Consider the following 24,294-nt stretch of genomic DNA (forward strand, 5'->3'; position numbering starts at 1 on the left):
TATGAATCTTGCGTAGAAACCCGCACCGGCGCGGCGGGGTGCGAACGAGACTATTGGCTGCAACCGGGCCAGAACGAACGAAAGCGACGCACCCATGAGCACCAGCACCATCGCAACGCCGCCCTACAGTGGCCGCTTCGACAGCACCTCCGACGCCGTCTACCGCAAGGTCGGATGGCGGCTGATTCCGCTGCTGTTCGTTTGCTACATCGTGGCGTACCTCGACCGCGTGAACGTCGGCTTCGCCAAGCTGCAGATGCAGGGCGACCTGCAGTTCAGCGATGCGGTCTACGGGCTGGGCGCGGGCATCTTCTTCATCGGCTACTTCCTGTTCGAGGTGCCGAGCAACGTGGTGCTGCACCGCGTGGGTGCGCGCCGCTGGATCGCGCGGATCATGATCACCTGGGGTCTGCTCTCGGCGGCCACCATGTTCGTGAGTTCGCCGGTGTCGTTCTACGTGATCCGCTTCCTGCTCGGCGCGGCCGAGGCGGGCTTCTTCCCCGGCATCATCCTGTACCTCACCTACTGGTATCCGGCCGCGCGGCGCGGAAAGGCCACGTCGCTGTTCCTCGCGGCGATTCCGTTCGCGGGCATCCTCGGCGGGCCGATCTCGGGCTGGATCCTGCAGGGCATGAGCGGTGTCAACGGATGGGCGGGCTGGCAGTGGCTGTTTCTCCTGCAGGGCCTGCCGACCGTGGCGCTGGGCCTGGTCGTGTGGCGCTACCTCGACGACCGCGTGAAGGACGTGCAGTGGCTCACCGTTGCCGAGCGCGAACTCATCGCCCGCGACATTGCCGCCGAAGACGCCGGCAAGGCCGAGCCGCGCATCCTGAGCGTGCTGGGCAACGGCCGCGTGTGGCTGCTGGCGCTGGTGTACTTCGCCTACACCTCGGGGCTTTACGGCATCTCGTTCTGGCTGCCGAGCATCATCAAGGCGATTGGCGTGAAGGGCGCGCTCGACATCGGCCTGCTCAGCGCCATTCCGTGGACCTTTGGCGTGGTCGCGATGTACTTCGTGGCCCGCAGCGCCGACCGCCGGCTGGAGTACCGCTGGCACAGCGCGCTGGCCGCCATCGTCGGCGCGATCGGCCTGGTGCTGAGCGTGGCCTTCCACGGCAACGCGACGCTCGCGATGGCCGGCCTCACGCTGGCCACGATGGGCATCATGTCGACCTTTCCGGTCTTCTGGGGCATGCCGACGGCCTTTCTCGGCGGTGCCGCGGCGGCCGCGGGCATTGCGCTCATCAACTCCTTCGGCAACCTCTCGGGCTTCAGCGCGCCGTTTCTTATCGGCCTCATCAAGGATGCGACGCAGAGCACCGATGCCGGCCTGCACATGCTTGCCGCGCTGCTGGTGACTGGCGCGGTGCTGGTGCTGTTCGTGAAGCCGAAGCGCTGATCTATTTGTCTGCCTCCTTGAAGGAACCCCATGGACACGGTCGTGAGTTCGAGCACGCGGCGTTCCCCGTCGCCTGAGCTGATCGCGCTGCTGCAGCGCAAGTTTGCCGAGCGCTTTTCCACCAGCCCGGCCGTGCTGCTGCAGCACGGCACCGACGAGTCGACCTATCTGCCGCAACCGCCCGATGCGGTGGTGTTCGTGCGCAGCACCGAAGAGACGGCGTTCGTGGTGCGGGCCTGCGCCCGCGAGCGCGTGCCGGTCATCGGCTTCGGCGTGGGCTCGTCGGTGGAAGGGCATCTGCTGGCGGTCGAAGGCGGCGTGTGCATCGACTTCTCGCAGATGAACAGAGTGCTGGCAATTCGCCCCGGTGACCTCACGGCCACGGTCGAGGCCGGCGTGACGCGCGGGCAGCTGAACGCGGAGCTGATGGGCACCGGCTTTTTCTTCTCGGTCGACCCTGGTGCCAATGCGTCCATCGGCGGCATGATCGCCACGGCCGCATCGGGCACCAACACCGTGCGCTACGGCACCATGCGCGACAACCTCGTGAGCCTGACGGTGGTCACGGCCAACGGAGACATCACCCACACCGCCTCGCGGGCACGCAAGAGCTCGGCGGGCTACAACCTCACGCAGCTGTACTGCGGCTCCGAAGGCACGCTGGGGCTGATCACCGAGGCCACCGTGCGGTTGCATCCGCACCCCGAGGCGTATGCGGCAGCGGTGGTGCACTTTCCGTCAGTGCGCGCGGCGGTCGACTGCGTGATCGAGTCGATCCAGATGGGCGTGCCGCTGGCGCGCGCCGAGATGCTGGACGCGCTGACCATCCGCGCCGTGAACGCGTACAGCCACACCAACCTGGGCGAGAACCCGACGCTGTTCCTGGAGTTCGGCGCGAGCCAGGCGCAGATCGACGAGCAGGCCGGCATTGTGCGGGAGATCGCGGGCAACCACGGCGGCGGCGCCTTCCAGTGGGCCAACCGGCCAGAGGAGCGCTCGCGCCTGTGGACGCCGCGCCATCACGCCTACTTCGCCTGCCTGCAGCTGAAAGCGGGCAGCCGCAGCCTGACCACCGACGCGTGCGTGCCGCTGTCCGCGCTCGCGCAGTGCATCGAGGAGACGCAGGCCGACATCGCCGAACACGGCCTGCTGGTGCCGGTGTTCGGCCACGTCGGCGACGGCAACTTCCATTGCCTGGTGCTGGTGGACCCGAACAGCGCGGCAGAGAACGAAGCCGCCGAGGCCTTCAGCCACCGGCTTGTGCAGCGCGCGCTGCGCCACGGCGGCACTTCAACCGGCGAGCATGGCGTGGGGATGCACAAGATGAAGTACCTGGTCGAGGAGCACGGAGAGCACACGGTGGCGCTGATGCGTGCCGTGAAGCAGGCGCTGGACCCGCACAACATCTTCAACCCGGGAAAGGTCGTTGCTCCGGCCGGGGCCTGAGTGCCCGAGTGCCCGAGCGGAGATGTGCGGCCTAGAATCCCCGGCCTCGCCTGCACCCCGCAGTGCGCGGCCGGAGGCCCTTCGATGGAGCTGCGTCAGTTCAAGTACTTCGTTGCCATCGTGGATTGCGGCAGCCTGTCGCGCGCCGCGCAGCAGCTCTTCATTGCACAGTCGGCATTGAGCAAGCAGATGGCCGAGCTCGAAGCCGAGCTAGGCACCCAGCTGCTGCTTCGCAGCCGCAACGGCGTGGCGATGACCGAGGCGGGCAAGGTCTTCTATGAATACGCACAGGGCATCACCAAACAGGTGAGTGACGCCAAGGCCGCGGTGCATGTCGCGGCCGATTCGGTGGCGGGCTCGGTGGTGGCGGCGCTGCCGCAGAGCGTGTCGCCCATGATCGCGCTGCCGCTGATGCGCGCGGCGGCCCGGCGCTATCCCGACGTGGTGCTGCATCTCAACGAGGAACTCACAGGCAACATGGCCGACCAGCTGCTGCGCGGCCGGGTCGACGTGGCGGTGTTCTCGCCCGCCATGCCGGCGGAAGACATCCGGTTCGTCCCGCTGGTGGAGGAAGACTTCGTGTTCCTCGAATCGCCGCAGAGCCCGCATGCGCTGCCGCCCGGCGACGTGAGCATTGCGCAGGCCACCGCGCGACCGCTGGTGTGGCCTGCCAATGCGCACGGCCACTGCACGCGTTGGCTGGTCGATGCGGTGCTGGAGCGTGAGGGGCATTCCACGGCGCAGGTGGCCGCGGAGATCAATTCGGTCTACACGCTGAAGGCGGCGGTGGAGGCGGGGCTCGGGCCGACCATCATGCCGTTCGGACTCGCCCAGCGCGAAGTGCAGGAAGGCCGGCTCGTTGCGCACCGCATCGACTCGCCTTCGATGTTTCGCACGCTCGGGCTGTGCGTGTCGGTGCATCTGCCGACCACGAACGCGAAGCGCGCCGTGTGCACGCTGATCGGCGACGTGGTGCGCGATCTGTGCGAGAGCGGGCAGTGGGCGGGCGCGCGTGCCGTCGCGCCGGCGAAAGGGCCAAGGCCCTGAAGCCCGGCCCTTCGTTTCAGGCGCGGCGCTTGCGGGCCGGCGCTGCGGCCTTGGCAGGGGCAGCGAACAGGCGCGAGATGGCCTGGCGCACATCGACCTGCATGTCGTCGATGGCCTTCGCATCGCCCGACAGGTGCTTCAGCAGTGCCTGCTGGAACAGCCCGTCGAACAGCGCATAGGTGGCCGAGGGCGGCATGCCGGGTGCTTCGCCCGAGAGCTCGGCAAAGCGGCTCATGATGCGCCAGATCATGTCCTCGAGGCTCTTGTCGATCTGCACGACATCGGCGCGGAAGGCTTCCTCGAACAGCGCCTGCGAACGCAGGTCGTACCAGAGGCGGTGCACGTGGCCTTCGTCGCGCAGCGTGTCGCCAAGGCTCTGCAGGAAGCCATCCATCAGCTCGTCGTAGGTGGTGGCGCTTTCCACCGCGTGGTCGTAGCGCGTGACGCAGCGTGCCTTGTACTGCTTGACGCTGCAGATGATCAGGTCGACCTTGTCGCTGAAGTAGTAGTGCAGAACGCCGTGCGAGAACTCTGAGTTCTGGGCGATCTCGCGCAGGCTCGTGCGTGCATAGCCCAGTGCCGCCAGCGTGGTGAGTGCGGCCTCGCCCAGTTCGGCGCGCCGTTCCGAGAATTTGTCGACCCGAGCCTTGGGCACTCGTTCAGCGTGTTTCTTCAGCCGTTGATGTGTCGTCATTGAAAGCCGGACCGCACGCATGCCGGCCCCTGTGTTCTTCGTGATTCCAAACCATAGCACGCAAGCGGGAGAACCCGCATCCGGCGTGCCACGCATGTCATTTTACGAAGTTTTGACAATCGTCAAAGAAAAACTTGACACCCGTAAAGTCGATTTCTACGATGACCGCTCCATCTCACAACACATCTACAGGAGACAAGTGATGGCCAAGTTCGACTTGAAAGGGCGCAAGGCCCTGGTGACGGGCGGTGCGCGCGGCATTGGCGCGGGCATTGCCGAAGCACTGGCGGCGGCCGGCGCCTCCGTGATGATTGGCGACGTGCTTGCCGACCTGGGGCGCGAAACCGCTTCCAGGTTGTCTGCCTCTGGAGCGAAGGTGGGCTTCGTTCCGCTCGACGTCACGAAAGACGGCGACTGGGCCTCTGCCACCGAAACCACCGTCAAGGAGCTCGGCGGCTTCGACATCCTCGTCAACAACGCCGGCATCGAGATCACCTCGCTGGTGATCGACGTCGACGGCAACGACCTGCGCCGCATGCTCGACGTGAACGTGGCCGGCACGCTGCTGGGCATGAAGCACGCGTTCCGTGCGATGCGTCCCGGTGGCGGCGCGGGCGGCGGCGGGGCTGTGGTCAACATCGCATCTGTAGCGGCGACGATCGCTTTCCCGGCCATTGCCGGCTACTCGGCCACCAAGTCCGCGGTCGACCGCGCCACGCGCGTCGCGGCCATGGAGTCCGGCAAGCTGGGCTACGGCGTGCGCGTGAACTGCATCTACCCCGGACTGGTGCCCACCGACATGGGCATGAAGCTCGCCAACGACATCGTCGCCGCGGGGCTCGCACCCAGCGTCGAGGCGGCAGTGGGCGACGTGATCGGCCAGACGCCATTGGGCCGTCTCGGTGAGGTCGGCGACATGGCCGATGTAGTGGTCTTCCTCTGCTCCGATGCGGCCCGGTTCATCACCGGCGCGGGCATTGCGGTGGATGGCGGCATGGGCATGTGAGCAAAAAAACGGAGACACAACATGAGCAGCAGCAAGAAGAAGCCCGTCGTCGTCTACGGCGCCTCCGGCTACACCGGCCGACTGGTGTGCGAATACCTGCGCGAGTACAACATCCCCTTCGTTGCCGCGGGCCGCAGCGCGCAGAAGCTGGAAGCGGCGATGAAGTCGAACGTGCCCGGTATCGAGACCGCTAGCTATGAGGTGGTGGAGGTGAAGCATTCGGTGGCGGCGCTCACGGAGCTCTTCACCGGCGCCTCGGTGGTGCTCAACACGGTAGGGCCTTTCGCCAAGTTCGGCCCCGAGGTGGTCGAGGCCTGCCTGGCCGCGGGATGCCACTACACAGACACCACTGGCGAGCAGGACTGGCTCATCACGCTCGAGCAGAAGTACGGCGCCAGGTTCGCCGCCGCGGGCCTGCTGCTCTCGCCCGGCCTGGCGCAGATGTACACCACCGGCGAGATCGCCGCGCAGCTGTGCCTGGAGACACCCGGGCTCGACACGCTGGACATCGCCGTGTTCTGGGGCGGCAGCCCGACCATCGCATCCACCCAGACCATCCTGGTCAACGCGGCCACGTCCAAGGCCTACTACCTGGAGCAGAACGAATACGTAGAGTGGCAACCCGACGCGGGCCTGTACCACCTGTCGATTCCCGGCCAGCACGAGGCGGCGCTGGCACTTCCATGGGGTGGCACCTCGCATCCGGTATGGTTCAAGCGCGATCCGCGCGTGGCCAATGTGAAGGTGCTCGGCGGGGTCTTCAACAAGGCGCTGATGCAGGGCGTGCCGCACATCGTGGCAGCCGCGCTCAAGGCCACCGAGGGCATGAACGACGACGATCGCTATGCCGCCCTGGCCCAGACGGCGGCAGGCGTGATGAACACCATGCCCCCGCGCGAGAACCCGCGCATCAACAAGTCCGTCGATTCGGTGCATGCCTCGGGTCCGCTGGGCCGCATGCACTGCGTGATTTTCGGGAACTGCAACTACAAGCAGACCGGCTTGTTGCAGGCCTATGCGGCCGCCTCGCTGCTGCAGCAGGCACCGCGCCGCGCCGGCTTCGCCTCGGGTTGCCAGGCCTTCGGGCATCGCGAGCTGCTGGGCGCGCTGCGCAGCTTCGGACTGGTGCAGGAGCCCGTGCTCACCCGGCTGGGCTGACTTCCATGCGCCTGATCGACTACCTGGACAAGGGCGCTTCGCTGGGAGCCGCGGCGCCCTGCCTGCGCATGGGGGCCGTGCTGCTGTCGTACGGCGACGCGCAGCGCTTCAGCTACCGGGTGGCGCGGGCGCTGCAGCGCAGCGGCATCGCCCCGGGCAGCAAGGTGGCGGTGCTGTCGGGCAACGATCCGGTCGCCTTCGCATGCGTCTTCGGGCTGTCGCGCGCAGCGGCCGTGTGGTGTCCGATCAATCCGCGCAACGAGGCAGCCGAGAACCGCTACGTGCTCGACGCCTTCGACTGCAGCTGCCTGATCTTCCACAGCAACTACGCACCGCTTGTCGAGCAGATGCGGTCCGACCTGCCCAAGGTGACGACGCTGGTCTGCCTCGACAAGGCGCAGCCCTTCGCGCCATCGCTCGACCAATGGCTGGGGGATGCAGGCGATGCCCCCATCGATGTGCAGGTGGTCGACGACGTCGCGATGATCGCCGGCACCGGCGGCACCACCGGCCAGCCCAAGGGCGTGATGCTGTCGGGGCGCAACCTCGAGGCGATGTCGGCGCTGACGCTGATGGGCTACCCCTTCGAGGGCCGGCCCGTCTACCTCGCGCTTGCGCCGCTCACGCATGCGGCCGGCGTGCTGTGCCTGCCTGTGATGGCGCTGGGCGGGCAGGTCGTGATCATGCCCAAGCCCGACCTTGGCGAATTCCTCGGCCTCATCGAAGAACACGGCGTCACTCACACCTTCCTGCCGCCCACGCTGATCTACATGCTGCTGCAGCACCCGCAGCTGGCAGATGCGAAGCTCGATTCGCTGCAATGCTTCTGGTACGGCGCGGCGCCCATGTCGGCCGCGCGGCTCGAAGAGGCGCTGCAGAAGATCGGCCCCGTCATGGCCCAACTCTTCGGCCAGACCGAGGCGCCGATGATGATCTCGATGATGTCGCCGCGCGACCACTTCAACAATGACGGCACGGTCGCACGCCAACGTCTGTCATCGGCCGGCCGCCCCGGGCCGCTCGTGCAGGTGGGCGTGATGAACGGCGACGGCGCGCTGCTGCCCACGGGCGAGAGCGGAGAGATCGTGGTGCGCGGCTCGCTCGTGATGCTCGGCTACTACAAGGACGCGCGCGCCACCGAAGAGGCCTCGCGCCACGGCTGGCACCACACCGGCGACATCGGCTACCTCGACGCCGACGGGTTTCTCTACATCGTGGACCGCGCCAAGGACATGATCATCTCGGGCGGCTTCAACGTCTACTCCGCCGAAGTGGAGCAGGTGCTGATGCAACACCCCGACGTGCAGGACAGCGCAGTCGTCGGCCTGCCTGACGAGAAATGGGGCGAGCGCGTGGTGGCCGTGTTGCAGCCGCATGTCGGTCGGCAGGTGAACGTGGAAGAGATCAAGGCTTTCGTCAAGGCGCGCATCGGCAGCGTGAAGGCGCCCAAACAGATCGAGGTGTGGCTCGACCTGCCGCGCTCCAAGGTGGGCAAGGTGCTGAAGAAGGAAGTGCGTGCAGCATTGCTGTCGGACGAAGCAGAGCCGAGGCAGCGCTAGAAGCGAATGTCTCCGGGCATAACTCCCTTGAACGCCGACGACGGGAGACTGTGCGGCGCTACAGTGCCGCCATGCGCAAACACCTTTCCACCACCACCGGTCCCCAACGTCTTCTCTACGGCGCTGTCTCCGGCTGCGCCACCGCCGCGGCGTTGATGCCGGCGCCCATGAGCGGCATGGCGCGCGCGCTGGCCGGGTGGTGCGTGGCCGTGGCGGTCTACCAGGTGCTGTCGTGGTGGCTGGCCGACACCTTCGATGCGAAGCGTACGCGCGAGCGCGCGCAGTCGCTGGACCAGCCCAACGTGGTGATCCTGGTCTCGATGCTGGTGGTGGTCGGCGCCAGCGTGGTGGCCATCGCCATGCTGCTCCAGCAGGTGAAGGCGCTGAGCGGCTGGGAGCGCGCGGCGCACGTGGCGCTCGGGCTGGTGGCGCTGGCGGGCTCGTGGCTGATGATGCACACGATCTACGCCTTTCATTACGCACACCGCTACTACATCGACCAGAAGAGCGGCACGCCCGACGGCGGGCTCGACTTTCCGGGCAAGGACGACGCCCCCGACTACTTCGACTTTCTTTACTACTCGTACGTGATCGGCATGACCTCGCAGGTGTCCGACGTGCAGGCGACGTCGAAGGAGATGCGGCGCATCACTTTGCTGCACAGCGTGCTGGCCTTCGCGTTCAACATGCTGGTGCTCGCACTCTCGGTGAACGTCGTCGCGGGCGCCGTGTAGGCGCCCGGCCTAAGCACTCTCAGGCCGAGGCCTTGCGGGGCCACCCCAGCTTGACGATGCCCGTCGACAGCGCCACGCCGCAGACGATGACGGCCGCGCAGATCAGCATCCACTGCGTGATGTTCTCGCCGAGGAACACCGCGCCGTAGAACAGCGCGAACACCGGCACCAGGAAGGTCACCGTCAGCGCGCGCGCCGGGCCGGCGCGTTCGATCAGCCGGAAGAACAGGATGTAGGCGACGCCCGTGCAGGCGATGCCGAGCGCCAGCAGCGCGAGCCAGGCGCGCAGGCTGGGCATCTGCGCGGGCCAGAGCCAGAAGGCGGGCAGGGCGAGGAACAGCGTGGCGCCGATCTGGCTGCCGGTGGCTGTGGTCAGCGCGGGCACACCGCCCAGATGGGCGCGCGTGGCGCTGGCCGAGATGCCGTAGCAAAGGCATGCGCCCAGGCAGGCCAGCACCGCGAAGAGTGCGGCATTGCCGCTGGCACCCGCATGCAGGCCGGCGCTGCGGCTGGCGAGCATTGCCACGCCGGCAAAGCCGATCACCAGCCCGACGATGCGCGAGCCCGCTGGCCGCTCGCGGAACCAGGCCCAGGCCACAAGTGCGCCGAACATCGGCGTCGTGGCATTGAGCACGGCGGCGAGACCGGTGTTGATGGTCAGCAGCGCGAAGCAGAACAGCGCGAACGGCATGCCCGAGTTGAAGACGCCGACCGCGAAGCTGGCCTTCCAGTGCTTGGCGAGAGACGGCCCATGGCCGCGCAGCAGCGCGATGGGCAGCAGGAACAGTGCGGCAATCGCCACCCGCACCGCAGCCGTCGGCAGCGCGCCGAACTCCGCCGCGCCGATGCGCATGAAGAGGAAAGACGCGCCCCAGAGCGCGCCCAGCAGCACCAGGTCGATGAGCCAGGCGGTGGGTGCGAGGGGCTTGGCAGCTGCGATGTTGTTGTTCGTTGTGGTCATGCGTCTTTCGCTCTTTGTCTCTTCTTTGTTGGAAGTTTTTACAGCGCGCCTTCGAGTTCCAGCAGGGCGGTCTTGCGGTCGAGCCCGCCAGCGTAACCGGTCAACGACCCGTCCGACCCCAGCACGCGGTGGCAAGGCACGATCACGCTGATCGGGTTGCGCCCTACGGCCGCGCCCACTGCGCGCACCGCAGCAGGGTTGCCCACGTTGACGCTGAGCGCGCTATAGCTCGTGGTGGCACCCGCCGGAATGGCCAGCAGTTGCTGCCACACGCTCTGCTGGAACGCGGTGCCGTGCGACAGGTCGAGCTTCATGTCGAAGTTGTCGCGCTTGCCGGCGAAGTAGTCGTGCAGCTGCGCGGCCGCCTCGACCAGCGCGGGGTGGTCGTCCTTCGTGATCCAGCCGCTGGTGTCGGGCCAGTGGCGCTGCTGGTCGAACCAGACGCCGGCCAGGCCCTGGTCGGTGGCCGCCATCGTGATGCCGCCGAGAGGCGTGTCGATGTGCGAGGTGTAGATGACTTTGCTCTTGAACTTCATGACATTTCAGGCGGTGAGGCCTGCCGTAGTGATGAGAGGGAATTCCGCGGCCGCCGTTTCGGTGGCGGTCGCAGGAGTGGAAGAGGGTGCATGCCAGGCCCGCAGCACCGCATAGCTGCGCCATGGCCGCCAGGCTTGCGAGGCCTCGCTGGCAGCGCGCGCTGTGGTTACGCCCAGCGCCTTTTGCAGTGCCACGTCGCCGGCCGGGAAGGCATCGGGCCAACGCAGCGCGCGCATCGCGATGTACTGCGCGGTCCAGGCGCCGATGCCGGGCAGCTCCTGCAGCGCCGCGATGGTCGAAGGCACGTCGGCCCCCGCATGCAGCGCCAGCTTGCCGGACGCGACTTCGCGCGCGATGGCGTGCAGGGCCGTCTGCCGCTGCCGCACGATGCCGAGCTGCCCCAGCGCATCGCCGCTCGCAGCGGCAATGGCCGCGGGCGTGGGGAACAGCCGGTTCAGCCCGTCGATGGGTGTAGCCAGCGGTTCGCCGAAGGCCTCGACAAGCCGCGAGCCCAGCGTGCGCGCCGCGGCCACCGTGATTTGCTGGCCCAGCACCGCGCGCACCGCCAGTTCGAAGCCGTCGACCGTGCCCGGCACGCGCAGCCCGTCGCCATGCGGAAAGGCCGCATGCAGCGCCGCATTGATGGCCATCGGTTCGGCATCGAGGTCGAACAGGGCACGGGCGCGGCTGATGACGATGGGCAGCACCGCGGCAAGCGAATCGCTGACCGACAGCAGCAGTTGCTCGCGTTCGAGGTCGAAGCGCAGTTGCAGCCAGCCTGCATGCGCCTGCCCGCCTTGCTGGACGCGCAGCGTGCGTGTCAGCTTTACATACGTGGGCGTGCTGCCCTTGGCGGGCTCCTTGCCGTCCGTCGTGGATACGACTTCGACGCCGCGCAGTGCACGGCGCGCGAAGAAGCCCAGCATCGCGTTGGCGTCGTAGGGCGGGCGAAAGCCCAGCCGCACCTCGATGGCCTTGCCTTCGCCACCTTCGGCGGTGGCGCCACCGGCGCGCCGCAGGGCGCTGGGGTTCAGGCCATAGTGCTCCAGAAAGGCCGCATTGAACCGCCGCACGCTGGCGAAGCCGCTGGCCAGTGCCACCTGCGTCATCGGCAGGCGGGTGTCGGCGATGAGCTGTTTGGCGGCCAGCAGGCGGCGCGTCTGCAGATATTGAAGGGGCGAGACGCCGAACTGCACCTCGAAGATGCGCCGCAGGTGGCGGTCGCTCACGCCGAGCCGCGCTGCGATCTGTGCCGCGCCCGGGCCGTCTTCCGACCAGGCGTCGGGCTCGTCGATCAGCCTTGCCGCCTGCAGCGCGAGGATGCGCGAGGCGTCTTCGGTCGACCAGCTGGCTGCACGCGGCGCCAGCTCGGGCCGGCAGCGCAGGCAGGGGCGAAAGCCCGCGGCCTCGGCCTGAGCCGCGTGGCGGAAGAACCGGCAGTTCTCGCGCCGCGGCAGCTTGACGCGGCAGACCGGGCGGCAATAGATGCCGGTGGAGGTCACGGCGGTGAAGAACGACCCGTCGAAGCGCGCATCATGCGTCTTCATCGCCAGGTAGCAGGCGTCGCTCTCGAGCGCTTCGGTGGGGGTGTGGCTGGTAGGCATGGGGAAATGATACGGTTTCGACTCGTTTCAACTGGCCGTTTTCGGACATGTGGGCATCTGGAGCCTTGCCTACAATGCCCCGTTTACAAAACCAACAGGGAAACGCCTTTCATGCAGCTCAGCGCGTCGATCTTCAAGGCCTATGACATTCGCGGCGTCGTGCCCGTCACTCTCGATACGGAGGTGGCGGAAGCGCTCGGCAGGGCCTTCGGCAGCGCAGCCCGCGCCGCCGGTGAGAAGTCGGTGGCCGTAGGTCGCGATGGCCGCCTGTCGGGCCCCGCGCTGGCAGACGCGCTGATCAAGGGACTGGTGGCCACCGGCGTCGAGGTGATCGACGTGGGCGCCGTCACCACGCCAATGCTGTACTTCGCGGCCCACACGCTGTGCAAGAGCGGCATCCAGGTCACCGGCAGCCACAACCCCAAGGACTACAACGGCTTCAAGATGGTGCTGGCCGGCCGCGCGATCTACGGCGACGAGATCCAGGGCCTGCGCAAGACCATGGAAGCGGGCACCGCCCAGCTTGCCCCGGGCGGCAGCGTGCGCAAGGTCGACGTGACCGATGCCTACGTCAAGCGCATTGCCGGCGACATCAAGCTGGCACGGCCGATGAAGATCGTGATCGATTCGGGCAACGGCATTGCGGGTGCATCGGCCCCTGCCATCTTCCGCGCCATCGGCTGCGAAGTGACCGAACTGTTCAGCGAAGTCGACGGCGACTTCCCCAACCATCACCCGGACCCCAGCAAGCCCGAAAACCTGAAGGACCTGATGGCCGCGCTGGCCACCGGCGACGCCGAACTGGGCCTGGCCTTCGACGGCGACGGCGACCGCCTGGGCATCGTCACCAAGGACGGCCAGAACATCTTCCCCGACCGCCAGATGCAACTCTTTGCACAGGACGTGCTGTCGCGCGTGCCCGGCGGCACCATCATCTACGACGTGAAATGCTCGCAGCGCCTGGCACCGGCCATCGAGGCAGCGGGCGGCGTGCCGATGATCTTCAAGACCGGCCATTCGCTGATCAAGGCGAAGATGAAGGAAATCGATTCGCCGCTGGGCGGTGAGATGAGCGGCCACATCTTCTTCAAGGAGCGCTGGTTCGGCTTCGACGACGGCACCTATGCGGGCTGCCGGCTGCTCGAAATATTGAGCAAGAGCCCGAACGCGAGCGACGTGCTCAACGCGCTGCCCACCAGCTTCTCGACGCCCGAACTGAACGTGGCCTGCGCCGAAGGCGAGCCGCACGTGGTGGTCGACAAGCTCGTGAAGGGCGCGAGCTTTGCGGCGCCCGCCAAGGTCTCGACCATCGACGGCTTGCGCGTCGACTGGCCCGATGGCTTCGGCCTGATCCGTGCATCGAACACCACCCCCGTGCTGGTGCTGCGCTTCGAAGGCCAGACCGATGCCGCATTGAAGCGCATCGAAGCCGAGATGCTGGCTTTGTTGAGAACCGTCAAGCCCGACGCCAAACTGGCTGAAGCCTCTCATTGAACTGAGCCCGTGCGTTCCCTGCTGCTTCGCCTCTACGGCGTCTTCACCACCGTCGTGCAACCGCTAGTGCGCCGCAAGCTGCGGCGCCGCGCCGAGGCCGAGCCGGGCTATGGCGTGGCCGTGGAAGAGCGCTTCGGCCACTACGACGAAGCGACCACCGGCCAGGCCCAGTGCTGGGTGCATGCGGTTTCGCTCGGCGAGACGCGCGCGGCCGCCATCCTGATTGCCGAGCTGCGGCGGCAGTACCCGGGCATTCCGATCCTGCTCACGCACGGCACAGCCACCGGCCGCGAAGAAGGCGCCAAGCTGCTCGAACCCGGCGACACGCAGGTCTGGCAGCCGTGGGACACGCCGGGTGCGGTGGCGCGTTTTCTTGACAAGTTCCAGCCCCGCATCGGCGTGCTGATGGAAACCGAGGTCTGGCCCGAGATGGCCGCCGCCTGCGCCGAGCGCCACATTCCGCTGGTACTGGCCAATGCGCGGCTCAACGAGAAATCGCTGGCCTCGGCCGAACGGCTTGCATGGCTGGCGCGGCCCGCGTACTCGGCGCTCACCGCCGTGTGGGCGCAGACCGAGGCCGATGCGCACCGCCTGGTGTCGCTGGGCGCCAAGGTGGCCGGCATCTACGGCAACCTCAAGTTCGACGCCACGCCCGATGCGCGCCAGCTGAACGCGGCCGTGTCGCTGCGCGAGCGCCTGCCCAAGCCGATGGTCGTGCTCGCAAGCTCGCGCGACGGCGAAGAGCGACTGCTGCTCGAAGTGCTCAAGCGCTTCGGCGCAACCTCGCCCGTGCCGCCCGAGCAGGGCGCGATCCGCTCGATTGCCAAGCGCGTGCACGACGTGCAATGGATGATCGTGCCGCGTCATCCACAACGCTTCGACGAAGTGGCGGCGCTGATCGAGGCCGAGGGCTTTGCCGTCGCGCGCCGGAGCGCGGCGGGCCAGCCGTCAGATGCAGAGATCTGGCTCGGCGATTCGCTGGGCGAGATGGCGCTGTACTACGGCCTGGCCGACGTGGCGCTGCTCGGCGGCAGCTTCGAGCCGCTGGGCGGGCAGAACCTGATCGAGCCGGCGGCCTGCGGTTGCCCGGTGATCATGGGCCCGTCGACCTTCAACTTCGCCGAGGCGGCGCAGTTGTCGCTGGCAGCCGGTGCGTCGCTGCGGGTCGAGGGCATGGAGCAGGCCGTGACGGCCGCGCTGAAGCTGGTCGAGAACCCCGAGCGCCGCGCCACGATGGCGCAGGCCGCGCTGGCGTTCTCTTCATCGAACCGTGGGGCTGCCGAGCGCACCGCGGCCGCAGTGCTGGCTATTGCGCAGGCGGCAGAGCCAGTGACGGCGGCGGGGGAGCCGCTGGACGAAGAGCCAACGCGGGCTGAACCCACGCTGGATTGACGGCGGCGCGTGCTCAGCGCACCGGCGGGTTCAGGATCACTGGCGGCACGGGTGCTGTCGGCATCGTCGGCGCCGGCGGATTGAACGGCTGCACCGGCACCGGCGGGATCACCGGAATGCTCGGTGGCGTCACCGTTGTCGCAGGTGGCACCGTGGTGCTGCGATCGGGCCCAGTGGCCGAGGGCACGGCCGGCACGCTGCCATTGCTTGCCAGCGTCGCGTTGATCGCATTCATGTCGTCGGTCGTCAGCGTGCCGTTGGCCTGGCGCAGCTTCAGGTTGCCCAGCAGCACGTTGTAGCGCGCCTGCGCCAGGTCGCGCTTGGTCTGGTACAGCTGGCTCTGCGAGTTCAGCACGTCGATGTTGATGCGCACGCCCACCTGGTAGCCGAGCCGGTTGGCGTCGAGCGCGCTCTGGCTCGATGATTCGGCCGCTTCCAGCGCCTTCACCTGTCCAGCGCCGGAGACGAGCCCGAGGTAGGCCGCGCGGGTGGCCTGCGCCACGCTGCGGCGGGTGCCGTCGAGCACGCTGCGCGACTGGTCTTCGAGCGCCAGCGTTTCCTTGATGCGGTTTTCGGTGGCGAAGCCGGCGAACAGCGGCAGGTTGAAGGTCACGCCGACCGTGGTCGCGTTGACGCGCGTGCCCACGGTGCTGGTGCTGGTGCCCGTCGGGTTGCGCGTGACGTTGTAGCCCAGGTTGGCGTCGAGCGTGGGCTTGTGGCCGGCCTTGGCCTTGTCCACTTCGAGCCCGGCAACGTCGAGGCCCAGTCGGGCCTGCTGAATCGAGGGATGCACCTCGTCGGCTTGCGCGACCCAGGCGTTGATGTCCGCGGGCACGGCGGCGGGCAGCACCACCGGCACCCGCAGCGGCACCGGCACGCTGCCGGGGCGGCCGACCAACTGGTCGAGCACGATCTTCTTCACCTGCAGGTCGTTCTCGGCCGCGATCTCCTGCGCGATCACCAGGTCGTAGCGGGCCTGCGCCTCGCGCGAGTCGGTGATGGTGGAAGTGCCGACCTCGAAGTTGCGCTTGGCCGACGCCAACTGCTCGGCCACGGCAACCTTTTGCGCGCGCACCAGCGCCAGGCTGTCCTGGCTTGCGAGCACGTCGAAGTACGCCTGGCTCACGCGCACGATCAGGTCTTGTTCGGCAATGGTGAGCACCGCCTGCGCGATGTCGGCCTGGCGCTTGCCCTGCTCGTACGTGGCCCAGTTGGCGGGCCGGTACAGCGGCTGCGTGGCGTTGATGCCGACGTTCTGCGTGTTGAAGTCGCGCGGCGTGGTGGTGCCGCGGCCGGTGCCCGTGAGGGTGTCGATGTCGAGGTCGCTGCGCGTCACGCCGGCCGTGAGCCCCACGGCGGGCAGGATGCCGGCCTTGGCCTGCGCGGCACGCGCGACGTTGGCCTCGTACTGGGCCCGCGCGCCCTGGTAGGTGGCGTCGTAGCCGCGGGCGGCGTCATAGAGTTCGTTCAGTGTCTGGGCCTGGGTCAGGGCCGGCGATGCGAGCAGGGCTGCGAAGATGCTTGCGAGCGCTGCGGAAAGAGGCGAAAGCCGGGGCCTGGAAGGCATTGAACGTCCTTGAAGAAAGAATCAGTAGCGCGGGACCGAGGGGTCGTGCGAAGACCAGGCGTCGATGCCGCCCGCCACGTTGGCGAGCTGGTCAAGGCCGTTCTGGTTCAAAAAGGCGGCCACGCGCTGGCTGCGCGCGCCGTGATGGCACAGGCATGCGATTCGAAGTTCGGGCTGGCCGTTGTTCAGCTCGGCCAGCCGCCCGGGAATCTCGTTCATCGGAATCGCCACCAGGGTGAAGCCCTGGGGCGCGACGCTCGCCGTCTGCAGTTCCCAGGGTTCGCGCACGTCGAGCAGCACGGGGGTGGCGTCGGCGTTCTGGGCGAACCAGGCGGCAAGGTCGGCGGGGCGGACTTGGTCGATCATTCGGTCAACCGCCGGCTCAGAACGAGAAGCGCGAGGGCTCGGGGAAGTTCAGCAGGCGCGGGGCCACGATGTCCCAGGGCTGGATGGTGTCCCACTTGCTTTCGCTCGAGCGGGTGACGAAGTGGGCGCGCATCATCGGCTCTTCGCCCACGATGGCCGAGAGGCGGCCGCCGACCTTGAGCGAACCCAGCAGGTTCTGCGGAATGCGGGCGACCGAGCCGCTGAGCACGATCACGTCGAAGCTCGGGCCGCTGGCCAGGGGCACGGCGCCGTCGGCATTGCGCACTTCGACGTTGGTCACGCCGTTGCGGCGCAGCGTCTCGGCGGCGCGGGCGGCCAGCACGGGGTTGATTTCAAGCGACAGCACCTGGGCGGCGCGGGCACCCAGCAGGGCGGCCATGAAGCCGGAGCCGGTGCCGATTTCGAGCACCGATTCGTGCTTCTGGATGTGCAGGTCTTGCAGCGTGCGGGCCTCGACCTTGGGCGACAGCATGAATTCGCCGGGCACGGAGCCGTCGAGCAGGGGCAGCTCCATGTCGAAGAAGGACAGCGTGCGGTGTTCTTCCGGCACGTAGTCCTCGCGGTGGATTTCGGCCAGCAGTTCGAGGATGTCCGTTTCCAGCACATCCCAGGGGCGGATCTGCTGTTCGATCATGTTGAAGCGCAAGCGCTCGAGGGTGGGGGTGGGGTTCATGGCGTGGTTTTCCTAGTGGGCTCAGGACAAACCTTCAATTTTAGGTGCCGTCGGTGACACCGGCGGCACGCTCGGCCTTCCGGGGTGCGCGCTGAGCCCGTTGATCACCACGTCGGCCTGCACGGCGACGTACTTTTCGGGGTCGAGCGCCGATGCGCCGTCGACGCAGACCATGGCCGAATGCTTCCAGAGCATGAGGAAGACCATGGGCGCCACCACCGAATAGATCGCGTGGTCGATGTCCATGGGCGCGAACTCGCCGCTGTCGATGCCGCGCTTGAAAATGCGCCGCAGCAGCTCGTGGCCGGGCCGGACCACCTCGCGGCGGTAGAACTCCGCCAGTTCGGGAAAGTTGGCGCCCTCGCTCATCATGAGCTTGGTCAGGCCCGAGGCCTGGGTCTTGCCGACGCGCTCCCACCACACGCTCATGCAGTAGCGCAGCATCTCGGCCGTGGTGCCTTCGAAGGCCTCGAACTCGGCATTCCACTCCGTGAAACGGCCGCCGAGGTTTTCCATGACCACGGCCTTGAACAGCTCTTCCTTGCTCGGAAAGTAAAGAAAGAGGGTGCCCTTGGAGACGCCGGCGCGCGCCGCCACTTCCTCGGAACGGGTGGCGGCAAAGCCCTTTTCGACGAACAGATCGAGCGCGGCGGCCAGCAGTTCGCCCGGGCGCGCCTCTTTCCGGCGTTCGCGCTTGGCGTGCACCGGGCAGATCTTTTCGACGAAGGAGCGGGGCGTGGGCATGATGTTAATGACTCGCGGGTTAGTAATGTAGTGACCGGCATCCGTCACGTCAAGCCGCGACAATATCGGGTTCGTCTTTTTCCAACCTGCCGGAGCAGCACCATGCCTACCTCATCGCCGCCTACCGAAACCATCGTGCTGGGCGGTGGCTGCTTCTGGTGCACCGAGGCGGTGTTCGACCGGGTTCAGGGCGTGCTGGACGTGGAATCGGGCTATTGCAACGGCCAGGCCGTCAATCCGACCTACGAGCAGGTCTGCACCGGCCGAACCGGCCATGCCGAGGTGGTGAAGCTTGAATTCGACCCGGCGCAGATCAGCCTGCGCGAAATCCTCGAAATCTTCTTCGTCGTGCACGACCCGACCACGCTCAACCGCCAAGGCAACGACGCTGGCACCCAATACCGCAGCGGCATCTACTACACCAGCGACGCCCAGAAAGAGGTGGCCGAAGGGGTCATCCGCGAGATCGAGGCCAGCAAGACCTATCACTCGCCCGTCGTCACCGAAGTGGCGAAGCTCGCCAACTACTCGACGGCCGAGGCCTACCACCAGGACTACTTCCTGAACAACCCGAACCAGGGCTACTGCGCATTCGTCGTGGGCCCGAAGGTCGAGAAGTTCCAGAAGACCTTCGCCTCGCGCCTGAAGGCCTGACCGCCTCCCACCCCGTGCGCATCGCCCGCCAGTCTCCCTCCCGTTCGTCGCGCGCGTTCATCGTCGCGCTGGCGTTCGCGTTGTGGATTGCGGGCACGCTGGGGGTCATGCACCGTTCGCTGCACGTGCCGGGCCTCTCGCACGCCGAGGCGGCGGTGCAGGTGCAGCAGGCATCGCGCAGCGGCGCGCACGACCACGCGGCCCACGGGCTGGGCAGCCTGTTCGGCGAGCACACCGACGCCGAATGCCGGCTGTACGACCAGCTGGAGCACGGTTCCGCCGTGCCCAGCGTGCCGCTGGTGGTGCTGCCGATGCTGCTGCCGTCGGCCACCTTCGCCTATCTGCAGGGCGAGGTCGTCGCCCGCTGGATCGCGCTCTTCGACGCGCGCGGTCCGCCTTCCTCTCGCTGAATCTCCCTGTGTTCCGGCTGCCGCCGCCCGCATCGCGCGGGCGGCGGCAGATCGTTCATCGATTCAACGAGTGCCCATTCATGATTCCCAATTTCCGTCGCAGTGCCGTTGGCATTGCCGTTCTTTCACTGCTGTCCTGGTCGGCCTTCGCCCAGGACGCGACCACCACGACCACCACCGTCGCGCCCAGCGCCGAAGGCACGCTGTCTACCGTGGAGATCCAGTCCGAGCGCCTCAAGAAGGCGCGCATGGAACTCTCGCCAGAGGTCGGCGCGACCGTCTACCGCATCGACCGCGCGGCCATCGACGCGCTCGGCAAGGGCGACGCCACGCCGCTGGACGACGTGCTGCTGACACTGCCCGGCGTGGCCAAGGACTCGAAGGCTTCCGGCTCGCTGCATGTGCGCGACGACCACGGCAACGTGCAGTACCGCGTCAACGGCGTGCAGCTGCCCGAAGGTATTTCGGGCTTCGGCCAGTCGCTGGACACGCGCTACATCGACTCGGTCAACTTCCTGACCGGCGCCTTGCCCGCGCAATACGGCCTGCGCACCGCCGGGGTGGTCGACATCCAGACCAAGCAGGGCTTCGGCAAGCCCGGCGGTTCGCTCGGCTTCACCTTCGGCAGCCACAACACGCTGGAAGAAAGCGGCTCGGTCTACGGCACCACCGGCAACCTGAGCTACTACCTGTCGGGCAGCCTGGTGTCCAACACCAACGGCATCGAGAACCCGCAGCCCACGCTCAACGCGCAGAACGACCGCACGCGGCAGGGCAAGACCTTCGGCAACCTCTCGTACTACCTCGACGCCGACACGCGCCTGGGCCTGATGTTCGGCACCTACAACGGCAAGTTCCAGATTCCGACCAACCCGAACCAGACGCCGTCCTTCTCGCTGGCCGGCTACAGCGACCTGGGCACGGGCTACAACGGGCTGCCGTCGTCCGACGTGCGCGAGCGCCAGACCGAGGCCACGCGCTTCGTCGCGCTGTCCTACCAGAAGACCGTGGGTGCGCTGGATTTCCAGGTCTCGGCCTTCCACCAGTACTCGAGCCTGCACTACGTGCCCGACGCCGTGGGCGACCTGATCTACAACGGCGTGGCCTCCGACACCCTGCGCTCCAACTCGTCCAACGGCCTGCAGGCCGATGCGTCGTACAAGCTGAACGATGCTCACACGCTGCGCTTCGGCGGCGCCTACACGCGGCAGACCACGCGCAGCATCAATGCGGTGAACGTGTTCCCGGTCGACGACACCGGCGCGCAGGTAGGCAACACGCCGCTGCTGATCAACGACAACTCCAGCAAGGTCGGCCAGCTCGCCAGCCTCTACCTGCAGGACGAATGGCGCATCGACCCGAAGCTGACCTTCAACTACGGCTTGCGCTACGACAGCGTCGACGCTTTCACCAAAGAGCACCAGTGGAGCCCGCGGCTGAACCTTGCGTACAAGCTGTCGGACGACACGGCGCTGCACGCGGGCTACGCGCGCTACTTCACGCCGCCGCCGCAGGAGCTGGCCTCGCAGCAGAGCATCAATCTGTATGCGGGCACCACCAACCAGCCGGAGGTTGCCAACTCCGATGCAGTGAAGGCGGAGCGCACCCATTACTTCGACCTGGGCGTGGACCACAAGGTGAATGCCAACCTGTCGCTGTCGGCCGACGTGTACTACAAGGACATCACCAACCTGCTCGACGAAGGCCAGTTCGGCCAGGCGCTGATCCTGTCGCCGTTCAACTACGCCAAGGGCTTCGCGCGCGGGCTGGAGCTTTCGGCCCGTTACAACGACGACCACTGGTCGGCCTACGCGAACTTCGCCTACCAGAAGGCGATGGGCAAGGACATCGTGTCGAGCCAGTCGCTGTTCGGCGCCGATGAGCTGAGCTACATCGCCAACCACTACGTGTACCTGGACCACGACCAGACCTACACGCTGTCGGGCGGCGCCAGCTACCGCTTCGGCGACAACCAGGTCAGCGGCGACCTGATCTTCGGCAGCGGCCTGCGCCGCACGCCCGACGGGGGCGCGCCCAACAGCGCGGCGCTGCCGCACTACGCGGTGGTCAATGCCGCGTACTCGCACACCTGGAAGGAGTCGTCGGGCGGTGACATCGTCGGGCGCGTCGCCATCCTGAACCTGTTCGACAAGAGCTACCTGCTGCGCGACGGCACGGGCGTGGGCGTGGGTGCGCCGCAGTACGGCACGCGGCGCAGCCTGTACGTGAGCATGACCACGCACTTCTAATACAGGCCCGAAGCCAGATGACGCACACGAGGCTCTCGCGCACAGTCGCCTTCATGCTGCTCGTCGCAGTGTGGGTGACGTCGACGCTCGGCCTCGTGCATGCCACGCTGCACGTGCCGGGCGATCGCGCCTGGGCCCTGTCCGCCGAGCGCGCGACCGCTGCCACTACCGTGGCTTCGGGCGCGCACGCCCCGGCGCAGCGGCACACCTGGCTGCATGCGCTGTTTGGCGACAAGACCGACGCCGAGTGCCGGCTGTACGACCGGCTGTCGCATGGCTTCAGTGCGCCCGGCGTGCCGCTGCTGGTGCTGCCGATGGTGCTGCCGTCGGCCACCTTCGCGTATCTGCAGGGCGAAGCCGTCGCCCGCTGGATCGTACTGTTCGACGCACGCGGCCCACCTTCCACTCGCTGAATTTCCGATGTGTTCCGACTGCCGCACCCGCTTGGCGTGGGTGGCGGCAGGTCGCCCCTTGATTTCAACGAGTGTCCATTCATGACTCCCAATTTCCCTCGCAACGCCATCGGCGTTGCCGTTCTTTTGCTTGCCTCTTTCGCAAGCCTGGCCCAGGCGCAGGCCCAACCCGCCGACGCCACCAGCCTGCGTGAAGTCACCGTCACCGGCAACCCGCTCGGCGCCAGCGACCTGATCGCGCCGACCACCACGCTGTCGGGCGACAAGCTGCTGCTGCGCTCCGAATCGACCCTTGGCCAAACGCTCGACAACGTGCCCGGCGTGAGCAGCAGCTACTTCGGCCCTAACGCCAGCCGCCCGATCATTCGCGGCCAGGACGGCGATCGCATCCGCATCCTGCAGAACGGCGGCGGCGCGCCCGACGCCTCGGCGCTGAGCTACGACCACGCCGTGCCGGTCGACGCACTGGTCACCGACCGCATCGAGGTGCTGCGCGGCCCGTCGGCGCTGCAATACGGCGGCAGCGCCGTCGGCGGCGTGGTCAACGTGATCGACAACCGCATTCCGACGGAGCCGATCAACGGCTTCGGCGGCCGCGCCGACCTGGGTTACTCCACCGGCAACAAGGAGAAGAACGGCGGCGTGGTGCTCGAAGGCGGCAACGACCGCCTGGCGATCCACGTCGACGCCTTCAGCCGCGACTCGAAAGACGTGTCGGTGCCGATCACGCTCGAGTGCAGCAAGCCCGGCTCGCCGTGGACTGCACGCAAGATCTGCAACTCGGCCAACGAGGCGCACGGCGGCGCCGTCGGCGGCACGATGTTCTTCGACCAGGGCTACATCGGCGCCTCGGTCAGCACCTACCGCAGCAAGTACGGCACCGTGGCCGAGGACGACGTCACCATCGGCATGAAGTCCGACCGCTATGCAATCGAAGGCGAGTGGCGCCCGGGCGGCTTCATCAGCAGCATCCACGCGAAGCTGAGCCACACCGACTACCGCCACACCGAGTTCGAGGGCGGCGAAGCCGGCACCACGTTTTCGAACATGAGCAACGATCTGCGCATCGAGGCGCGCCACCAGAAGATCGGCAACTTCGAGGGCCTGGTCGGCTTCAGCAGCGAAACCAACCGCTTCGCCGCCGACGGCGAGGAAGCCTTTGCGCCGCACAGCCGCACGCGCTCCAACGCGCTGTTCATGTACGAGGAATACGGCACTTCGTGGGGCCGCCTGAGCTTCGGTGCGCGCACCGAGCAGGTCCGCATCCGCTCGCTGGGCTACCCGGACGATCCGACGGTCACGCGCTTTGCGGTCGGCGAGCGCACCTTCAACCCGCACAGCGCGGCCTTCGGCGCTCTGGTGAACCTCGCGCCGCAGTGGCAGCTGACTTCGAACCTCGCCTACACCGAGCGCGCGCCAAAAGATTACGAACTGCTGGCCAATGGCCCCCACGTGGCAACGGCCGCATGGGAGGTGGGCGACCCCAACCTGAAGAAGGAAAAGTCGACCGGACTCGACCTGGGCGCGCAATGGAAGTCGGGCCCCAACACGGCCCGCGTGAACGCGTATGTCACGCGCTTCAGCAACTACATCGGCCTGACGGCATCGGGGCGCAACCTCGATGAAGAGGGCAATGTGGCCGAGCCCGGCGCCACCGACACGCTGGCCGAGTACGTCTACAGCGGCGTGCGCGCGCGCTTCACCGGCATCGAGGCCAACGGCAACCTGCGCCTGCTGGGCACCGACGGCTTCGCGCGCATGGGCGATGCGGGCACGCTCGACCTCGAGTGGCGCGGCGACATCGTGCGCGCGAAGAACCTCGACACCGGCGAGCCGCTTCCGCGCATCGCGCCGCTGCGGCTGGGCGCGACGCTGGCCTATGCCAACGGCCCGTGGGGTGCGCGCCTGGGCTTCGACTACAACGCGGCGCAGCACCGCATTCCGTCGGTGGGCGCGCGTGAGACCGATGCATACACGCTGTGGAACGCGGCCATCACCTACCGCATGAAGGTGCAGCGCGCCAACCTCACCTGGTATGCGCGCATGGACAACATCACGAACAAGCTGGCCTACAGCGCGACTTCGATCCTGACGACGACGGTGTATCCGAACGCGCCGTTGCCGGGGCGGACGCTGAAGGTTGGCCTGCGCGTGACGTTCTAAGGG

The 24,294-nt window shown here is 67.4% G+C and carries 22 protein-coding genes; 14 read left to right on the forward strand and 8 right to left on the reverse strand.

The genetic code is table 11. The features are described from left to right. The first annotated feature begins 94 nt into the window (after positions 1–94). The 3 genes from ACSFCA_RS19140 (at position 95) to ACSFCA_RS19150 (ending at position 3,892) form a co-directional block, all read left to right on the forward strand. Complete coding sequence (locus ACSFCA_RS19140; RefSeq protein ID WP_435460885.1) at positions 95–1,399, forward strand: MFS transporter; 1,305 nt, start codon at positions 95–97, stop codon at positions 1,397–1,399. Positions 1,400–1,429: 30 nt separating this feature from the next. Next, positions 1,430–2,845, forward strand: a complete 1,416-nt coding sequence (locus ACSFCA_RS19145; RefSeq protein ID WP_435460884.1) for an FAD-binding oxidoreductase — start codon at positions 1,430–1,432, stop codon at positions 2,843–2,845. Positions 2,846–2,929: 84 nt separating this feature from the next. Beyond that, positions 2,930–3,892: a LysR substrate-binding domain-containing protein gene (locus tag ACSFCA_RS19150; protein ID WP_093058230.1), complete on the forward strand. Its 963-nt coding sequence runs from the start codon at positions 2,930–2,932 to the stop codon at positions 3,890–3,892. A gap of 16 nt (positions 3,893–3,908) precedes the next feature. Here ACSFCA_RS19150 and ACSFCA_RS19155 read toward each other — a convergent pair whose 3' ends face one another. Then, positions 3,909–4,547, reverse strand: a complete 639-nt coding sequence (locus ACSFCA_RS19155; protein ID WP_258350439.1) for a TetR/AcrR family transcriptional regulator — start codon at positions 4,545–4,547, stop codon at positions 3,909–3,911. Between the two features lie 241 nt (positions 4,548–4,788). Here ACSFCA_RS19155 and ACSFCA_RS19160 point away from each other — a divergent pair, with 241 nt between their 5' ends. The 4 genes from ACSFCA_RS19160 to ACSFCA_RS19175 all read left to right on the forward strand — a co-directional run bounded on the left by ACSFCA_RS19160 (position 4,789) and on the right by ACSFCA_RS19175 (position 9,043). Next, the gene (locus tag ACSFCA_RS19160) at positions 4,789–5,592 is read left to right on the forward strand and encodes an SDR family NAD(P)-dependent oxidoreductase (RefSeq protein ID WP_435460883.1); all 804 of its coding nucleotides are present in this window, start codon (positions 4,789–4,791) and stop codon (positions 5,590–5,592) included. 21 nt (positions 5,593–5,613) lie between these two features. Then, entirely contained in the window at positions 5,614–6,750 is a 1,137-nt protein-coding gene (locus ACSFCA_RS19165; RefSeq protein ID WP_435460882.1) for a DUF5938 domain-containing protein, read from the forward strand. Between the two features lie 5 nt (positions 6,751–6,755). Beyond that, positions 6,756–8,309 carry an AMP-binding protein gene (locus ACSFCA_RS19170; protein WP_435460881.1) on the forward strand — a complete coding sequence of 518 codons (1,554 nt, stop codon included), beginning with the start codon at positions 6,756–6,758 and terminating at the stop codon, positions 8,307–8,309. Between the two features lie 71 nt (positions 8,310–8,380). Continuing rightward, on the forward strand, positions 8,381–9,043 hold the full coding sequence (locus tag ACSFCA_RS19175) for a DUF1345 domain-containing protein (protein WP_258350435.1): 663 nt from the start codon (positions 8,381–8,383) through the stop codon (positions 9,041–9,043). A gap of 19 nt (positions 9,044–9,062) precedes the next feature. Here the strand turns inward: ACSFCA_RS19175 and ACSFCA_RS19180 are convergent, their stop codons facing one another. From ACSFCA_RS19180 to ACSFCA_RS19190, 3 genes are read right to left on the reverse strand one after another with little or no spacing between them, the layout of a single operon-like run. Continuing rightward, a complete protein-coding gene (locus ACSFCA_RS19180) occupies positions 9,063–10,004 on the reverse strand; it encodes a DMT family transporter (RefSeq protein ID WP_435460880.1) in 942 nt (313 codons plus the stop codon). A gap of 38 nt (positions 10,005–10,042) precedes the next feature. Next, positions 10,043–10,540 carry a methylated-DNA--[protein]-cysteine S-methyltransferase gene (locus tag ACSFCA_RS19185; RefSeq protein WP_435460879.1) on the reverse strand — a complete coding sequence of 166 codons (498 nt, stop codon included), beginning with the start codon at positions 10,538–10,540 and terminating at the stop codon, positions 10,043–10,045. A 6-nt stretch (positions 10,541–10,546) separates the two neighbouring features. Then, positions 10,547–12,145: a DNA-3-methyladenine glycosylase 2 family protein gene (locus ACSFCA_RS19190; protein WP_435460878.1), complete on the reverse strand. Its 1,599-nt coding sequence runs from the start codon at positions 12,143–12,145 to the stop codon at positions 10,547–10,549. 111 nt (positions 12,146–12,256) lie between these two features. Here ACSFCA_RS19190 and ACSFCA_RS19195 point away from each other — a divergent pair, with 111 nt between their 5' ends. Together ACSFCA_RS19195 and ACSFCA_RS19200 are read left to right on the forward strand one after the other, a co-directional pair. Beyond that, positions 12,257–13,639, forward strand: coding sequence for a phosphomannomutase/phosphoglucomutase (locus tag ACSFCA_RS19195; RefSeq protein WP_435460877.1), 1,383 nt, complete (start codon positions 12,257–12,259; stop codon positions 13,637–13,639). Positions 13,640–13,648: 9 nt separating this feature from the next. Beyond that, positions 13,649–15,031: a 3-deoxy-D-manno-octulosonic acid transferase gene (locus tag ACSFCA_RS19200; RefSeq protein WP_093058240.1), complete on the forward strand. Its 1,383-nt coding sequence runs from the start codon at positions 13,649–13,651 to the stop codon at positions 15,029–15,031. A gap of 13 nt (positions 15,032–15,044) precedes the next feature. On the opposite strand, the gene ACSFCA_RS19205 is transcribed toward ACSFCA_RS19200, so the two are convergent. Genes ACSFCA_RS19205 through ACSFCA_RS19220 form a run of 4 tightly spaced genes read right to left on the reverse strand, consistent with a single transcriptional unit; the run spans position 15,045 to position 18,402 of the window. Continuing rightward, positions 15,045–16,598: a TolC family outer membrane protein gene (locus tag ACSFCA_RS19205; RefSeq protein ID WP_435460876.1), complete on the reverse strand. Its 1,554-nt coding sequence runs from the start codon at positions 16,596–16,598 to the stop codon at positions 15,045–15,047. Positions 16,599–16,619: 21 nt separating this feature from the next. After that, positions 16,620–16,964 carry a rhodanese-like domain-containing protein gene (locus ACSFCA_RS19210; protein WP_435460875.1) on the reverse strand — a complete coding sequence of 115 codons (345 nt, stop codon included), beginning with the start codon at positions 16,962–16,964 and terminating at the stop codon, positions 16,620–16,622. A 16-nt stretch (positions 16,965–16,980) separates the two neighbouring features. Beyond that, complete coding sequence (locus ACSFCA_RS19215) at positions 16,981–17,658, reverse strand: protein-L-isoaspartate O-methyltransferase family protein (RefSeq protein ID WP_093058243.1); 678 nt, start codon at positions 17,656–17,658, stop codon at positions 16,981–16,983. 21 nt (positions 17,659–17,679) lie between these two features. Beyond that, positions 17,680–18,402, reverse strand: a complete 723-nt coding sequence (locus ACSFCA_RS19220) for a TetR/AcrR family transcriptional regulator (protein WP_435460874.1) — start codon at positions 18,400–18,402, stop codon at positions 17,680–17,682. A gap of 102 nt (positions 18,403–18,504) precedes the next feature. Here ACSFCA_RS19220 and msrA point away from each other — a divergent pair, with 102 nt between their 5' ends. From msrA to ACSFCA_RS19245, 5 genes are all read left to right on the forward strand, one after another. After that, positions 18,505–19,056: a peptide-methionine (S)-S-oxide reductase MsrA gene (msrA, locus tag ACSFCA_RS19225; RefSeq protein ID WP_435460873.1), complete on the forward strand. Its 552-nt coding sequence runs from the start codon at positions 18,505–18,507 to the stop codon at positions 19,054–19,056. A 107-nt stretch (positions 19,057–19,163) separates the two neighbouring features. Beyond that, on the forward strand, positions 19,164–19,466 hold the full coding sequence (locus tag ACSFCA_RS19230) for a hypothetical protein (protein ID WP_435460872.1): 303 nt from the start codon (positions 19,164–19,166) through the stop codon (positions 19,464–19,466). A gap of 80 nt (positions 19,467–19,546) precedes the next feature. After that, positions 19,547–21,715 carry a TonB-dependent receptor gene (locus tag ACSFCA_RS19235; RefSeq protein ID WP_435460871.1) on the forward strand — a complete coding sequence of 723 codons (2,169 nt, stop codon included), beginning with the start codon at positions 19,547–19,549 and terminating at the stop codon, positions 21,713–21,715. A 17-nt stretch (positions 21,716–21,732) separates the two neighbouring features. After that, entirely contained in the window at positions 21,733–22,128 is a 396-nt protein-coding gene (locus ACSFCA_RS19240) for a hypothetical protein (protein WP_435477241.1), read from the forward strand. An 81-nt stretch (positions 22,129–22,209) separates the two neighbouring features. After that, positions 22,210–24,291, forward strand: a complete 2,082-nt coding sequence (locus tag ACSFCA_RS19245; RefSeq protein WP_435460869.1) for a TonB-dependent receptor — start codon at positions 22,210–22,212, stop codon at positions 24,289–24,291. The last annotated feature ends 3 nt before the right edge of the window (positions 24,292–24,294 follow it).

This window comes from Variovorax multivorans (assembly GCF_051216835.1).
Classification (GTDB): Bacteria; Pseudomonadota; Gammaproteobacteria; order Burkholderiales; family Burkholderiaceae_C; genus Variovorax.